This is a genomic window from Actinoplanes sp. NPDC051343, from assembly GCF_044455125.1.
In the GTDB taxonomy this organism is placed as follows: Bacteria; Actinomycetota; Actinomycetes; order Mycobacteriales; family Micromonosporaceae; genus Actinoplanes.
Genome location: NZ_JBITEL010000011.1, coordinates 12379 through 26070, shown reverse-complemented (window position 1 = coordinate 26070; position 13692 = coordinate 12379). Strand labels below are relative to the sequence as shown.

15 protein-coding genes are annotated in these 13692 nt (G+C 71.1%); 10 read left to right on the top strand and 5 right to left on the bottom strand.

Going from position 1 to position 13692, the window contains the following annotated elements; genetic code table 11:
- The first annotated feature begins 380 nt into the window (after positions 1-380).
- Positions 381-1373: a class I SAM-dependent methyltransferase gene (locus tag ACIA5C_RS32260; RefSeq protein ID WP_396061663.1), complete on the top strand. Its 993-nt coding sequence runs from the start codon at positions 381-383 to the stop codon at positions 1371-1373.
- Here ACIA5C_RS32260 and ACIA5C_RS32255 read toward each other — a convergent pair.
- Positions 1358-2995, bottom strand: coding sequence for a diguanylate cyclase (locus ACIA5C_RS32255; protein WP_396061660.1), 1638 nt, complete (start codon positions 2993-2995; stop codon positions 1358-1360). The two genes, ACIA5C_RS32260 and ACIA5C_RS32255, sit on opposite strands and share 16 nt — an antisense overlap.
- A gap of 67 nt (positions 2996-3062) precedes the next feature.
- Between ACIA5C_RS32255 and ACIA5C_RS32250 the strand changes: the two genes are divergently transcribed.
- The 7 genes from ACIA5C_RS32250 to ACIA5C_RS32220 all read left to right on the top strand — a co-directional run bounded on the left by ACIA5C_RS32250 (position 3063) and on the right by ACIA5C_RS32220 (position 7242).
- Positions 3063-3623 (top strand): DedA family protein, encoded by a 561-nt coding sequence (locus tag ACIA5C_RS32250; RefSeq protein WP_396061657.1) that lies wholly within the window; start codon positions 3063-3065, stop codon positions 3621-3623.
- 44 nt (positions 3624-3667) lie between these two features.
- Complete coding sequence (locus ACIA5C_RS32245; protein WP_396061655.1) at positions 3668-4810, top strand: 4-hydroxybenzoate 3-monooxygenase; 1143 nt, start codon at positions 3668-3670, stop codon at positions 4808-4810.
- Between the two features lie 11 nt (positions 4811-4821).
- Complete coding sequence (locus ACIA5C_RS32240) at positions 4822-5334, top strand: alpha/beta hydrolase (RefSeq protein WP_396061652.1); 513 nt, start codon at positions 4822-4824, stop codon at positions 5332-5334.
- A gap of 89 nt (positions 5335-5423) precedes the next feature.
- On the top strand, positions 5424-5780 hold the full coding sequence (locus ACIA5C_RS32235) for an ArsR/SmtB family transcription factor (protein WP_396061649.1): 357 nt from the start codon (positions 5424-5426) through the stop codon (positions 5778-5780).
- Complete coding sequence (locus tag ACIA5C_RS32230) at positions 5781-6005, top strand: hypothetical protein (protein ID WP_396061646.1); 225 nt, start codon at positions 5781-5783, stop codon at positions 6003-6005.
- A complete protein-coding gene (locus ACIA5C_RS32225; protein WP_396061643.1) occupies positions 6002-6592 on the top strand; it encodes a CDP-alcohol phosphatidyltransferase family protein in 591 nt (196 codons plus the stop codon). The genes ACIA5C_RS32230 and ACIA5C_RS32225 overlap by 4 nt, the downstream gene beginning before the upstream one ends.
- Complete coding sequence (locus ACIA5C_RS32220) at positions 6589-7242, top strand: hypothetical protein (RefSeq protein WP_396061640.1); 654 nt, start codon at positions 6589-6591, stop codon at positions 7240-7242. The genes ACIA5C_RS32225 and ACIA5C_RS32220 overlap by 4 nt, the downstream gene beginning before the upstream one ends.
- A gap of 12 nt (positions 7243-7254) precedes the next feature.
- On the opposite strand, the gene ACIA5C_RS32215 is transcribed toward ACIA5C_RS32220, so the two are convergent.
- Complete coding sequence (locus tag ACIA5C_RS32215) at positions 7255-7842, bottom strand: TetR/AcrR family transcriptional regulator (protein ID WP_396061638.1); 588 nt, start codon at positions 7840-7842, stop codon at positions 7255-7257.
- A gap of 86 nt (positions 7843-7928) precedes the next feature.
- Between ACIA5C_RS32215 and ACIA5C_RS32210 the strand changes: the two genes are divergently transcribed.
- Positions 7929-9215: a cytochrome P450 gene (locus ACIA5C_RS32210; RefSeq protein WP_396061635.1), complete on the top strand. Its 1287-nt coding sequence runs from the start codon at positions 7929-7931 to the stop codon at positions 9213-9215.
- A 105-nt stretch (positions 9216-9320) separates the two neighbouring features.
- The gene (locus ACIA5C_RS32205; protein WP_396061632.1) at positions 9321-9902 is read left to right on the top strand and encodes an adenylate kinase; all 582 of its coding nucleotides are present in this window, start codon (positions 9321-9323) and stop codon (positions 9900-9902) included.
- Here the strand turns inward: ACIA5C_RS32205 and ACIA5C_RS32200 are convergent.
- The 3 genes from ACIA5C_RS32200 to ACIA5C_RS32190 all read right to left on the bottom strand — a co-directional run bounded on the left by ACIA5C_RS32200 (position 9884) and on the right by ACIA5C_RS32190 (position 13676).
- On the bottom strand, positions 9884-10072 hold the full coding sequence (locus ACIA5C_RS32200; protein WP_396061630.1) for a hypothetical protein: 189 nt from the start codon (positions 10070-10072) through the stop codon (positions 9884-9886). The two genes, ACIA5C_RS32205 and ACIA5C_RS32200, sit on opposite strands and share 19 nt — an antisense overlap.
- A 128-nt stretch (positions 10073-10200) precedes the next feature.
- Positions 10201-10890: a hypothetical protein gene (locus ACIA5C_RS32195; RefSeq protein ID WP_396061627.1), complete on the bottom strand. Its 690-nt coding sequence runs from the start codon at positions 10888-10890 to the stop codon at positions 10201-10203.
- A gap of 65 nt (positions 10891-10955) precedes the next feature.
- Entirely contained in the window at positions 10956-13676 is a 2721-nt protein-coding gene (locus ACIA5C_RS32190) for a glycoside hydrolase family 3 C-terminal domain-containing protein (protein WP_396062277.1), read from the bottom strand.
- Positions 13677-13692: the final 16 nt, after the last annotated feature.

Below are 13692 nucleotides of genomic sequence, written 5' to 3'. Positions count from 1 at the left end.
GGCTTCGGTCGGCGGGCTTCGGTCGGCGGGCGACGGTCGCTGGGGTGCAGGCCCTCGGCGTGGGTCGTTGGGTGTGGGTCGCCGGGCGTGGGTCGCCGGGCGTGGGTCGCTAGGCGTCGGTCGGCGGGCGTGGGTCGGTGGGCGTAGGCCGGTGGGCGTGCGGTCGCCGGGTGTGGGTCGGTGGGTGTGGGTTGCTGGGCGTTGGCCGCTGGGTGTGGGTTGCTGGGCGTTGGCCGCTGGGCGTGCGTGGCTGGGCGTTGGCCGCTGGCGTGCGTGGCTGGGCGTCGGACGGTGGGTTAGGGCCGCGGGCGTGGGCTGCTGCGTTGTCGGGCTGCCGACGACTTGGTGCCCGGTGGCTGGCCGGAGTGCATGCTGTGCGCATGCCTGACGGCATCAAGGAGGTCTCCGCCGCCACCTACGCGGCCACCGCCGATCACTTCGATGATGCGGCGCTGTCGTTCTGGGACCGGTTCGGCCGGGAGACCGTCGCCCGGATCGGGCTGCGTCCGGGCGACCGCGTCCTCGACGCCTGCTGTGGCACCGGCGCCTCGGCGCTGCCCGCCGCGCACGCCGTCGGTGCCACCGGGCGGGTCGTCGGTCTCGACCTCTCCGAACCGGCGCTCGCCCTTGCGCGGGCCAAGGCGGACGCCGCCGGCCTGACCAACACCGAGTTCCGCAGCGCGGACGTCGAGCACACCGGTCTGCCGTCGGAGTCGTTCGACGCGGTGGTCTGCGTCTTCGGGGTGTTCTTCCTGCCCGACATCGCCGCCGCGATCGCCGAACTGTGGCGGCTCGTGCGCCCGGGCGGCACCCTGGCGATCACCATCTGGGGACCGGATTTCCTCGAACCGGCGACCACCGCGTTCTGGGCCGCGGTCGGCACCGACCGCCCGGACCTGGTGGGCGCCTTCCACCCGTGGACCCGCGTCACCGACCCGGCAGCGCTGGAACGGCTGCTCGCCCAGGCCGGCGTGGCCGGCGTGGCCGGCGTGGCCGGCGTGGCCGGCGTGGCCGGCGTGGCCGGCGTGGCCGGCGTGGCCGGCGTGGCCGGCGTGGCCGGCGAGGCCGGCGTGGCCGCCCAAGCCGTCGGGGCGGAGCCGGGCGTCGGGGCCGACCCGGCCGTCGGGGCGGAACCTGGCGTCGAGGCGAAGCCGACCGTCGAGGCGGAGTCGGGCACGCACCCGCTGGCGCGGCCTGACGACTGGTGGACGATCGTGCTGGGCACCGGCTATCGGGCGACCGTCGAGCAGCTCGACCTGGCCGCCGCGCGGCGGGTGCGGACCGCGAACGTCACCTGGCTGCGCCAGCACGATATCCGGGAGCTGCAGGCCAACGTCATCTATGCCCGGGCACGCCGTCAGGCGACGACCTGATTGCGTCCGCGGTGTTTTGCGGCGTACAGGTGCTCGTCGGCGCTGGAAAGCGCCTCCGCAACCGTTCCGCCGGGTTTGACCGATGCCAGGCCTAGGCTCATCGTGACCTTGAGCCCGGGCGCAACCTCGTCCCAAGGGTAGTCCGCGACCTGCAGCCGCAGCACCTCGCAGCGGGCCCGTGCCTCCGACGGCTCGATGCCGGTCAGCGCGATCAGGAACTCCTCGCCGCCGAACCGGGCGACCAGGTCGCCGTCGCGGACGTGTGACCGGAGCAGTGCGGCGATCCGGCGCAGGACCTCGTCGCCGACCAGGTGGCCGAAGCGGTCGTTCACGCCCTTGAACAGGTCTACGTCGGCCAGCGCCACGCACAATCGGGTGTTGTCCAGGGCGAGGCGGGGGAGGCTCTGCTCGATCAGACGCCGGTTGGGCAGGCCGGTCAGGGCGTCCTCGGTTGCCTGTCGCTCGAGTTCGACGCTGCGTAGCCGGTGCAGCTGCGCCTCCACCCGGGCGTTGTCGAGTTCGAAGCTGTGCACCGCCATCCGGGCCCGGGCCGCCGCCACGTCGTTGTGCTGCTCTCTGTCGAGCTGGTGAAAGGATCGGTAGTGCTGCAGCGCCTCCCGGTAGGAGCCGACCTGCTCGTACGCGTCGGACAGCTCGCGGTGGACCTCGGTGACCATGGTCTTCTCGCCGGCCGCGACCGCCCGGTCGAGCGCGTCGAGCAGCCCCCGGATCGCCGATGCGTGCTCGCCGCGCATGAACCGCACGCGGGCCTGGTGCTGCAGTGTCGCCGACTCCATCGACTTGTAACCGTGCCGCTGGGAGATCCGCTGCGCCTCGTCGATCAGTGCCATCGCAGTTTCGTGGGCGCCGGCCAGCGCGTGCAGCATGCCGTAGTTGTCGAGGCTGATCGCCTGCCGGAACGGATTCTCGGCCGCCCGGGCCAGCGCCAACGCCTCGGCCACATGGCCGAGCGCGTCTCTCAGCGTGCGTTCGGCGCCGTCGGCGTCTCCCGCCGACCGTTTCAGCCGCACCTGATGTACGGCGTTGTCGCCCACGTTGTTGAGGACGCAGAAGCGGGCCTCGTCGTCCATGCCCTCGACCATGGTCAGCGCCCGCATCAAGTATTCGGTGCTGAGGTCGTAGTCGCCCATGCTGCCGTGCACCACGCCGGTGCGGTTGTGCACCCAGTAGAGCAGCCCCTCGTCGCCCAGCCGGTGCGCGATGTCCCGGCCGCGTTGGAGCGCCTCCAGGGCCTCGTCGAACATGCCGAGGTCGGTCAGCGGGATCGCTTCGGCGGTCAGCACCTGGCAGATCGCCCGCTCGTCGCCGGTGCCCTCCAGCGCCAGGATCGCGTCGCGGCAGGCGGTCACCGCCGCTTCCTGCTCACCGAGCCGCATCAGCTGGTTGGCCAGCGAGCGCAGCGCATCGGCCCGGGTGGTCACGTCACCGATCGACTCGGCCAGCGCGGCCGCCTGGCGGGCCAGGTCGGTGCCGGCCCGGTAGTCGCCGGTCGTGCGCATCTTCTCGGCCTGCTCGAGCAGCATGGTGACCCGGTCCGCCGCGGTCATCGGGGTCGTCGCCACGCTGCTACCGGTCATGAGCGCCTCGATCGGCGCCGGCATCCGGGAATCAAGCAAAACGTCGATCCAAGTACACGAGAGTGTTCATCTCGTACCTGATCGTTACGGCATGCCGCACTTCCTGAACGCGATCGCCGCGAGTCCCTGGGTGCTGGCCATCGTGTTCCTGGTCGCCGGGCTCGACGCGATCCTGCCCTTCATGCCGAGCGAGTCGACGGTCGTCGCCTGCGGCGTCGCCGCCGCGAACACCGGCCGGCCGCTCCTCTCCCTCTTGATCGTCGTTTCGGCTTGCGGGGCGTACGCGGGGGACCAGCTCTCGTTCCGCATCGGCCGCGGCCTGCCCGAGCGGGTGAGGCGGCCGCGCACCATGCGCCGGCTGCTGCACAGCCGCGGCGGTCTGCTGATCGTGTTCGCCCGTTACCTGCCCGGCGCCCGGTCGGCGACCGCGCTCGCGGCGGGCCTGGTCGGCTACTCCGCGGTGCGGTTCCACTGGTACACCGCCGTCGGGGTGCTGCTCTGGGCGACGGAGGCGGCCCTGCTCGGCTACGTTGGCGGCTCGCTCTTCGAAGACCGCCCGTTCCTCGGGCTGCTGCTCGGGCTGGGCGGAGCTCTGGTGATCACCGCGGTGGCCTACGCGGTGGGCCGCTCCACTGAGGAAGTATCGTCCTGACGGCCGGTGTACGCCGTGGCCTCTCCCCGGCATGATCTCTACCTGTGCGCGAGACGACCCGGGTAGCGATCATCGGCGCCGGCCCGGCCGGCCTGACCCTGGCCCTGTTGTTGCGGCGCAACGGAATCGACTGCGTGGTGCTCGAGCGCCGCGCACGGTCGTACGTGGAGCAGCGCCAGCGCGCCGGGGTCCTCGACCACCACGCGACCCGCATCTTCGATCAGGCCGGCCTGGCCGACGAGATCCTGACCGGCGCGCCCGCCGAGACGTTGCTGGAGCTCCGGTACGACGGCTCGCCGCACTTCCTGGACGTACCCTCGCTGGCCGGTGGCCGTCCCAGCCGCAGCCTTCCGCAGCAGTTGCTGGTCCGGCGCCTGCTGGCCGCGGTCGGCGACGTCCGCTTCGAGGCGCGGGAGGTGGCCCTGCACGACCTGACGTCGTCGCGGCCCCGGGTCACCTACACCGACGCGGACGGCGGCTCGCACGAGATCGCCTGCTCCTACATCGCCGGCTGCGACGGCTTCCACGGGGTGAGCCGCCGCAGCATCCCGTCCGCGGCTGTGACGACCTACGAGTTCGACCACGGCATCGGCTGGTTGACGTTGCTCGCCGACGCCCCGCCGCCGCGCTACCCGCTGATGGCGATCAGTTCGCACGGCTACGCCGCGCAGTTCGCCCGCGGCCCTGCGGCCAGTCGCTTCTACCTGCAGTTCTTCGCCGACGACCCGTTGGCCTGGCCCTCCTCGTACGTCTGGGACCAGTTGCGTCTGCGCCTCGGCGACCCGTCGCTGCCGACCGGCACGATCACCGACCGCGAGGTCGTCGAGATGCGCAGCTTCGTCACCGAGCCGATGGCGTACGGCCGCCTCCACCTGGCCGGCGACGCCGCCCACATCATCACTCCGATGGGCGCCAAGGGCATGAACCTGGCCCTCTCCGACGCCGCGACCCTGGCCGCGGCCCTGATCGACGGCTCCCCGGGCGCGCTCGAGGCCTATTCCTCCTCCTGCCTCGCCCGCACGTGGGACGCCCAGGAGTTCTCCCGCTGGTTCACCGAGATGGTGCACGACGCCGGCATCGCCGACCCGTTCCGCCGCAAACTGGCGAGGGCCCGCTTCGAGCGCCTCTTCCGCTCACCGCCCGCCGCGGCCGCCTTCGCCGACCTCATGTCGGGGACGGACTACTAGTCTCTGGCGGCATGGCACATGCGGTGGTCATTCCGGGCGGCGCCTTCGGCCCCGCTGCCGGCTTGCTCCTGTACGCGGGCACGGTAGCCGGACGCCGAGGCGCTTCCGTGCACTGGCACTGGTGGTCCCGGCCGCCGGTCGACCCGATCGAGGCCTGGATCTCCGACGAGATCTCGCCCCTGCTCGCCGCCGCCCCGCTGCTGATTGGCAAGTCCCTCGGCTCGAACGCCGCCGGCCTGGCCGCCGACCACCGCCTCCCGGCGGTCTGGCTGACCCCGCTCCTCACCGACGAGTTCGTGGTGGACGGCCTCTCCCGAGCCACCGCACCCTGCCTGCTGATCGGCGGCGCCAGCGACCCGTCGTGGGACAGCGCCCGGGCCGCCCGGCTGTCCCCGCATGTGCTGGAGATCCCGGCGGCCAACCACGGCCTCCAGGTACCCGGCCCGGTCAGCGACTCGATTGCCGTCCTGGCCCGCGTGGTAGCGGCGATCGACGACTTCCTCGCCGACATCGGCTGGCCGTGATCGCGGCTTCGGCATCGGATTCCCCCCACTCGCGCCCGCGCCCCCGGGCCAGTTGACGCTTCCGCTTGCACCTGCCAATAATAGTTGGCATGAGCCCGGAAGTGTCGTGGGAGGCGAGCGGGGACCGGCTGGTCGAGGTCCTGGCCACGCTGGCCAGTCCGCATCGGCTGCGCGTGCTCGCGGCGCTGACCGGCGGCCGTGCCTACGTCTCGCAGCTCGCCCGCGATCTCGGCATCAGCCGCGCGCTGCTGCAGGTGCACCTCAAGAAGCTGGAGAAGGCCGGGCTGGTCAGCGCGCATCTGGAGCTGTCCGAGGACGGCAAAGCCCTCAAGTACTACGAGATCACCCCGTTCTCTCTGCACCTCACGCCCGACGTGGTGGCGGTCGCCGTCACGACCCTGAGCAACGCCGGTGACGGCGAAGCCGTACCGAAAGGAAACAGTTAGATGGACGCCGGCTCGGTCTTTCTCATCGTCGTCGGGGCTGTGATCATCGCGGGCGTCTGGTACGCGGGCGTCCGCCGGCGGGTCGCCGTGTCGGCCGAAACGCAGCGGCAGTACGCCGAGCAAGCCGCCGAGACACAGCGCCTGCTCACCGAAATGAGCGCGCAGCTGGCGGATCTGAACCGCCGCACCGCGGACATGCAACGCATTCTCAAGGACGCCGAATGACCGCCTTCGGCCTGAGCCCGCCGGTCACCCTGCTCAACGTTCCGAACGTCATCACCGCCGTGCGGACGGCCGCCTCGGTCGGGCTCGCCGTGGCGGCGCTGAGCCACCGCAGTGCTCACCTGCTCGTCGCCGCGTACCTGATCTACTGGGTCGGTGACATCCTCGACGGGATCACCGCCCGCGCTCTCGGGCAGGAGACCCGCACCGGCGCGGTCTTCGACATCGTCGCCGACCGTGCCTGCACGTCCGCCTGTGCGGCCGCGCTGATCGTGCTGCGGCCCGTGACCGCTCTGCCGGTCGCGGTGTTCCTCGTCCAGTTCATGGTGATCGACCAGCTGCTGAGCCTGATGTTCCTGCGCTGGCCGCTGCTGAGCCCGAACTACTTCGCCACCGTCGACCGGCGCATCTACCGGTGGAACTGGTCCCCGCCGGCGAAGGCGCTGAACACCGCCGCGGTGGTCCTCCTGGCGATTTTCGCGCCGGCGGCGGTGGCCGTCGCGTTCGCCGTCGGCGTCGCCGCGGTGAAGGTCGCCTCGCTGGTCTACGCCGCCAGGTTGCCGGCCGGCCCGCCGCGCACCCGGCCATGATCACCGTCCTGTCGGCCGCGGCCGTCGGGCTCCTGTCGGCGTTCCTCCCGTTCACTCCCGCCGAGCCGTACCTGATCGCGGCCGTGGCAACGACCGGCGCGTCACCCGTGGCGCTCGGCGTGGCCGCCGCCGCCGGGCAGACCACCGGCAAGGTCCTGATCTTCCTCGGCGCACGAGGCGCAATCCGTTCCGGCTGGTTGCAACGCCGCCTCGCCCGCCGCCCGCCCGGTCCGCCCGTTGCGTCTCATCCGTCCGCCGCGCCCCATCCGCACGCCGCGTCGCACCTGCCTGCTGGGTCGGGCTTGCCTGCGGGGTCGGGCTTGCCTGCTGGGCCGGGCTTGCCTGCGGGGTCGGGCTTGCCTGCTGGGCGGGGCTTGCCCGCTGCGCCGCAGCCGCTCGGCCGGGTGGGCGCGATGCTCGCGCCTTTGAAGGCGGTCGGTGCCCGGCTCGTCGAGGTGCTTGATCGGCCGGGTCAAGCGACCGGGGTGCTGCTGGTCAGCGCCGTCACCGGGTTTCCGCCGCTGCTGGCGGCCAGCGTCTACCTGGGCCGCACGCCGATGCGCCTGGCCACCTTCGCGGTGACCTGCCTGCTCGGGCGGGCGATCCGCTTCACCGTCGTTGCGCTGGCTCCGCAGCTCGCCGGGTTCTGAGCGGCGCCGGCCTCAGCCGCGCGGGCCCAGGAGCAGCTTGGTGGCATGGACCGCCGCCTCGGTGAGGTCGCTGATGTCGGCGTCGTCCTCGACCGTGGTGGCGATCAGCTCGCGGAGGCCGCCGAGCAGGACGGTGGCCGTCTGCGGGGTCGGGGGCAGGACGCCGGACGCCCGCAGCTCGGGGGTGTCGGTCAGGCGCTGGATCAGGATGACGAAGGCGTCCATGGTCTCGCGCTGGATGCGGCGGGCGCTCGTGCCGAGGGCCGGGACCTCGCGGATCCAGGCCAGGGTGATCGGCGGGTCGGCCTGGACGGCGGCGATCCAGGCCTCGATGGCCTGGCGGATCTGGGTTTCCCACGGCGCGTGCGCGTCGACCGCCCGGTCGATGCGGGCGATCGTCTTCTCGTTCGACTCGTGCAGCAGCGCCATCAGGCACTCCTGGCGGTCGGCGAAGTGGGCGTAGAACGTGCGGCGGGAGGTGCGGGCCTCGCGGACGATGTCGGCCACCGTCGTCTCGGCGTAGCCGCCGCGGCGGATCGCGGCGGCCATCCCGTCGAGCAGGCGGCGGCGGAACCCGGCGGCCAGATCCGTAGTCGTCATCCAGCACAGATTAGTACTTGTGCGCGTTCGGTACGCGCGCGTACCGTGCAAACGGTACGAGGACGTACCACGGTGGGGAGTAGTGGATGACCGCGATCCTGCCCGATGGCCCGTCGGGGCCCCGCCTGCTGCAGGCGCTGCCCTTCGCCCTCAACCGCAACCGGGCCATGCACCGGGCCCGCGAGCGCTACGGGACGGCGTTCACCGTCGCCACGCTCAACATGGGTCGCATGGTGATGCTCGCGGACCCGGCCGAGATCAAGCAGATGTTCCTGCTCTCGCCCGAGGACGCCGACACCCCCGACGTCAACCTCGGCTCGGTGCTCGGCCCGGGCTCGCTGTTCGCCATCACGGGCGAGGACCACAAAACCCAGCGGCGCCTGCTCACGCCGCCGTTTCACGGCCGGCGGCTCCGCGCGTACGAGAAACTGATCGAGCAGGCGGCCGAGCGTGAGATGGCCTCCTGGCCGACCGGCCGGCCGTTCCCGGTGATGCCGTCGACCATGCGCATCACGCTGAACGCCATTCTCGGGACGGTTTTCGGTGCCGAAGGCGCCGAACTCGACGAGTTGCGCGCGCTGCTCCCGTCGATGGTCCGGCTCGGCTCGATCCTGGCCGTGCTGCCGATCTCGCGTCGTTTCCTGGGCGAGCGTGGCCCGTGGGCGCGGTTCCGGCGCCACCGGGCCCGCTACGACGCCATCATCGACCGCCTGATCGACCAGGCCCGGTCCGGCCTCGACGAGCGCGACGACGTGCTGGCCATGCTGCTGCAGTCGCGCTACGACGACGGTACGGAGATGAGCCGCGCCCAGATCGCCGACCAGTTGCTCACGCTGCTGTCGGCCGGTCACGAGACCACGGCGACCACCCTGGCCTGGACCGTCGAACGCATCCGGCGGCATCCGGCGCTGCTGGCACGTTTGCAGGCCGGCGACGACGCGCTCCGGGAGGCGACGCTGATCGAGGTCCAGCGCACCCGCCCGGTCGTCGAGATGACGTCCCGGCAGGTGCGCGCGCCGTTCGTCGAGATCGGCCGCTGGCGCATCCCGAAGGGCATGGTGGTGACCGCGTCGATCGCGCTGCTGCACGACGCGGACGAGCTGTTCCCGAACGCGGCGGCCTTCGACCCGGACCGTTTCGTGGGTGCGCGCCCCGACACGTACGGCTGGATCCCGTTCGGGGGCGGGGTGCGGCGCTGCATCGGTGCCGCCTTCGCGACGATGGAGATGAACGTCGTCCTGCGCACGATGCTGCGCGACTTCACCCTCGAACCGACCGCCGAGCCGGGGGAGAAGCCGCACAACCGGGGCATCGCGATCGCGCCGGCCAAGGGCGGCCTGGCCGTGGTTCATCGGCGGGGTCAGCGAAGCTGAGCGAGCTCGGCGTGGCCGAAGATTCATCCCCGGCGCATACCCTGCGGCTGGAAGTTTTGCGGCGTCCGGACGGTTGGATGATCTACAGCGACGCGGGAGGTACGGATGCGACTGCTCATGTTGGGGCCGCCGGGGAGTGGTAAGGGTACGCACGGGGTGCGGCTCGCCGAGGAGTACGGGATCGTGCACATCTCGTCGGGGGACGTGCTGCGTAAGGCGATCGCGGACGACACGCCGCTGGGCCGGAAGCTGGCCGGCTATGTGGCGCGCGGCGATCTGGTGCCCGACGACGTGCTGTTCGAGCTTCTGATCCCGATCATGGAGCAGGCGGTGACGGAGACCGGCGGGTTCATCGCCGACGGCTTCCCGCGGACGCTGAAGCAGGCCGAGCGGGCCTACCGGGAGATCGGCATCGACCGGCACCTCAAGCTGGACGCGGTGGTGTCGCTCGACGTGCCCGACGACGTGCTCGTGCGGCGGATGCTCGATCGGGCGCAGCAGCAGGGCCGGGCCGACGACACGGTGGAGGTGATCCAGCACCGGCTCGCCGTCTACTGCGCCGAGACCTATCCGCTGATCGACTACTTCCGGCAGCGGGGCGTCCTGGTCCCAGTCGACGGCAATCAGCCACCCGACGAGGTCTACGCGCACATCAAGGACGCGCTGGGTCAGCGGGTCACGAAGTAGTAGATGGCCAGCAGCAGCGCGAGGACGCCGGCGAAGCTGCCGGCGGCGTGCTCGACGGCCAGGAACGGATTGGTGCCGCCGGCCCAGTCGAGGATGCCGGCGGCGACACCGATCACCAGGCCGAAGAGGAGCATGAGCGCCAGCCAGAGCATCCGGGTCGTGGTGTTCACCGGACTCACCCCAATCTTGTTCGGATCGAACACCGGGGTGATGACATTGTCGCCTTACCGTGCAAAAAGGGCAATAGGGGCGGCCCCCGCGACCGGCGCTCCCGGGTGTGGCCGCGGGGGCCGGTCGGTCAGCCCGTGACCGAGAATGAGTTGGTTACGAAGTCCTTGCCGCCGGAGGACGAGGTGATCTCGTAACCGAATTGGACGTTGCCGATCGTGACGTCGCCGAACCAGCCCTTCGAGCGCAGCCATTGGACGATCGCGCGGATGTCGACCGTGCCCGAGGCGGTGTTGCCGGTGCGGACGAACGAGAAGACCTGGTTCGATCCGTTGGAGCCGCGGTAGATCGCCCACGGGTGGCCGCCGACCGAGGCCGAGGTCTGCTGGCTGCCGATCGGGCCGACCGCGCCGTACCTGTTCATCCAGAGCATGATCTCGTACGCGTTGTCGGACGACCAGATGTCGTACGCGGTCTCGAACGCCACCCCGCTCGTCGGTACCGTCACGTTGAAGCTGCTCGTGGTGGTGCCGAGCGCGCTGACCTTCTTGCCGATGTAGCGCGTGGCGTTCGGGTACGACTTCACGCCGCCGGTGTTCGGGTGGTTGGCCGAGACACCCCAGTTGCTGTACGAGTTGGCCCAGATCGACTGCGGCCCGGCGCCGGAACCCCAGACGTCGTTGTAGAGCGTGTAGCCGCCGTTGGACCAGGTAGCCCACGGGTCGGACGATCCCCAGGTGGCGGCCTGGGCGGGCCCGGCGATGAAGACGGCGGGAACCGCCAGGAGAAGTGCCACGACGAGCCGGAGCGGGCGGACCATATTGACCTCCTTCTCGGGGGAGCGCGCCGCTTATGTTAGTCGGTACGACAAACTAATTCAAACGGTTACGACCGGAAGGTCAGCGAGGTGACCCGGGAACCGGCGTCCATGACCAGATAGACGTCGTGGACGCCGCCGGCCTCCGCGGCGTCGAGCGACGGCCCGGCATACGGGTCGTCGAGCCGCAGCGTGACCGGCGGGCCGTCGCCGTCCACGTCCACCGAACGCACCCCGGTCAGGTCGATGCCGGACAGGCAGCACCACGCCCCGTCCTCCGCGGCGCGCACGGCTTCCCCGCGTACGGAATCGGGTGCCGCAACCACCGAGATGCCGGAGTATTCGTCGTGATCGATCGCCGGGATCGGACGCGCGAGCGCCCGCCGCGGGCCGATCCGGGTGCCGCGGACGGGCAGCGTGCCGGTGAGGCGGATGTCGCTCGACGAGCGGCCGATCATGATCTTGTGGCGGGCGGTCTCGATGACGAACCGGTCCGAGGTGATGTCCCAGAAGCGCAGGTCGTCGACCGCCAGCTCGAAGGTGACCAGGCGCGCCTCGCCGGCGCGCAGCGTCACCTTCTCGAAGCCGCGCAGCTGCCGCAGCGGCTGCTTGACCCGGGACAGCTGCTGGTGGGTGTACAGCTGGACGACCTCACTGCCCGTGCGCCGGCCGGTGTTGGTGACCCAGACGGTGACGGTGACCGTGTCGCCCGGTGCGGCGGACGGGTGGGAGATGTCGAGCGTGGAGTAGTCGAAGCTCGTGTACGACAGCCCGTGCCCGAACGGGTAGAGCGGCGTGCCGCGGTAGTACAGGTAGGTCGCGTCGTTGGTGATGATGTCGTAGTCGAGCAGGTCGGGCAGTTCGGTGGCGCTGCGGTACCAGGTCTGGGTCAGCCGCCCGCCGGGGTCGGCCGCGCCGGTCAGCACGTCGGTCAGCGCGTGCCCGAGTTCCTGGCCGGCGTGCGACGTCCAGAGGACCGCCGGGAGGTGTTCGTCGGCCCACCCGACCGCGTAGGGATAGCTGCTGACCAGCACCAGCGCGACGTTGCGGTTGGCCGCGTAGACCTCCCGGATCAGGCGTTCGGTGGCCGCCGGCAGCTTGAGATCGGACCGGTCCTCGGTCTCGCGCCCGTTGATCAGCGGGTGGTTGCCGGTCACCACGATCACCGCGTCGGCCGAGGCGGCCAGGTCGGCGGCGTCGGCTGCCCCGTCGACCAGCGTCTCCACGGTGAAGCGGGCCGCGCGCGGACCGAGATCCAGTTGTGCGGTCACCGCGCCGAGGTCGGGGTTGCCGGGGGAGCTGTGCGTGCGCAGCGCGACCGTGCCGTCCGGACGCTCGGTCAGCTCGAACATCTCGGAAACGACCCACTGTGACGGCCCGGTGGACGTCGCGGTCACCGCGCCCTCGGACGAGCACAGGAACATTCCGTTCACCGTCGAGCGCAGCGTCACGACGCCGTTTCCCCAGTCGAAGACGTCGAAGCCGGCGCGCTCGCCGGTCAGGTGCAGGCCGTCGGCGTCGGCGGCCAGGTAGCGGTCGCCGAGCCGCAGCGCGATCCGGTCCACGCCTTCGGCGTGCACGACCCGGTCACGGCCGAAGACCTCGGCGATTCCCTCGCGCATGGTTACCGCGTAGGGGAGGGAGCCGCTGTACCAGTCGGTGAAGTTGGTGTCCGCGTGCGTGCCGACCACCGCGATCGTGTGCTGCCGCTGCGGGTCGAGCGGGAGCAGGCAGCATTCCGACTTGAGCAGCACGACCGATTCGCGCGCGGCCTCGCGGGCCAGTTCCTGGTGCCCGGGGGAATTGATGACGTCGCTGGTGACGTGGTCGTACGGACTGGACGGGTCGAATTCGCCGAGCCGCACGCGTACGCCAATCGCGCGCCGAATGGCGCTGTCGACGTCCTCCTCATCGATGAGGCCGCGTCGCAGGGCCTCGGTGATGCGCTCGATCGTCACCTCGGATCGGTCGTCGAGGTCGGTGAAACTGTCGATGCCGGCCCGCAGGGCGGCGGCGTGACTTTCGGCGTGATCGGCGAAATACGCCTGCTGCATCGGGTCGGCGAGATTGCTCGGGGCATAGGCGTCGGACACCACGAACAGGTCGGGATCGAGGGTCCGCAGTTCGTCGGCGATGTAGGGCGAGACGTGCGCCGGGCGTCCGTTCACCAGGTTGTAGGACGCCATGACCGCGACCGCGGCGCCGTTCTCGATCGGGGTCCGGAACGCGGGCAGCTCGTACTCGTGCAGCACCCGCGGGCCGAGATTGCTCGACGTGGTGCATCGGTCGGTCTCGTTGTTGTAGCCGAGGAAATGCTTGAGCGTCGGCGCGGTTCGCAGCACCCGCTCGTGGTCGCCGGCCAGGCCCTTCGCGTACGCGCTTGCGGCCCGGCCGGTCAGCAGCGGGTCCTCGGCGTACCCCTCCTCGTTGCGGCCCCAGCGGGGGTCGCGCAGCAGGTTGACCACCGGGGCCCAGACGTTGAGACCGCAGCGCGACGGGTCCTTCTGGTGCAGGCCGCGCACCTCGTCGCCGGTCGCCGCGCCGACCCGGCGGATCAGGTCGAGGTTCCAGGTCGTGGCGAGGCCGATGGCCTGCGGGAAGACGGTGGCCTCGCCGAGCCATGCGAGCCCGTGCAGAGCCTCGGTGCCGGTGGTGAAGGCGGCGATGCCGAGGCGGTCGATCGCGGGCTGGTGCTGATGCAGCATCGCGATCTTCTCGGGGAGGGTGAGGCGGCCCAGCAGGTCCGCGACGCGCTCGGTGACTGGCACGCCGGGATCGCGGAATCTCATGTCGTTCACAGCGGTC

Excerpts from the sequence above, each read along its gene's own strand:
- ACIA5C_RS32260 (WP_396061663.1), top strand. The coding sequence starts at position 381 with ATGCCTGACGGCATCAAGGAGGTCTCCGCCGCCACCTACGCGGCCACC.
- ACIA5C_RS32255 (WP_396061660.1), bottom strand. The coding sequence starts at position 2,995 with ATGCCGGCGCCGATCGAGGCGCTCATGACCGGTAGCAGCGTGGCGACG.
- ACIA5C_RS32250 (WP_396061657.1), top strand. The coding sequence starts at position 3,063 with ATGCCGCACTTCCTGAACGCGATCGCCGCGAGTCCCTGGGTGCTGGCC.
- ACIA5C_RS32240 (WP_396061652.1), top strand. The coding sequence starts at position 4,822 with ATGGCACATGCGGTGGTCATTCCGGGCGGCGCCTTCGGCCCCGCTGCC.
- ACIA5C_RS32235 (WP_396061649.1), top strand. The coding sequence starts at position 5,424 with ATGAGCCCGGAAGTGTCGTGGGAGGCGAGCGGGGACCGGCTGGTCGAG.
- ACIA5C_RS32230 (WP_396061646.1), top strand. The coding sequence starts at position 5,781 with ATGGACGCCGGCTCGGTCTTTCTCATCGTCGTCGGGGCTGTGATCATC.
- ACIA5C_RS32225 (WP_396061643.1), top strand. The coding sequence starts at position 6,002 with ATGACCGCCTTCGGCCTGAGCCCGCCGGTCACCCTGCTCAACGTTCCG.
- ACIA5C_RS32220 (WP_396061640.1), top strand. The coding sequence starts at position 6,589 with ATGATCACCGTCCTGTCGGCCGCGGCCGTCGGGCTCCTGTCGGCGTTC.
- ACIA5C_RS32215 (WP_396061638.1), bottom strand. The coding sequence starts at position 7,842 with ATGACGACTACGGATCTGGCCGCCGGGTTCCGCCGCCGCCTGCTCGAC.
- ACIA5C_RS32210 (WP_396061635.1), top strand. The coding sequence starts at position 7,929 with ATGACCGCGATCCTGCCCGATGGCCCGTCGGGGCCCCGCCTGCTGCAG.
- ACIA5C_RS32205 (WP_396061632.1), top strand. The coding sequence starts at position 9,321 with ATGCGACTGCTCATGTTGGGGCCGCCGGGGAGTGGTAAGGGTACGCAC.
- ACIA5C_RS32195 (WP_396061627.1), bottom strand. The coding sequence starts at position 10,890 with ATGGTCCGCCCGCTCCGGCTCGTCGTGGCACTTCTCCTGGCGGTTCCC.
- ACIA5C_RS32190 (WP_396062277.1), bottom strand. The coding sequence starts at position 13,676 with ATGAGATTCCGCGATCCCGGCGTGCCAGTCACCGAGCGCGTCGCGGAC.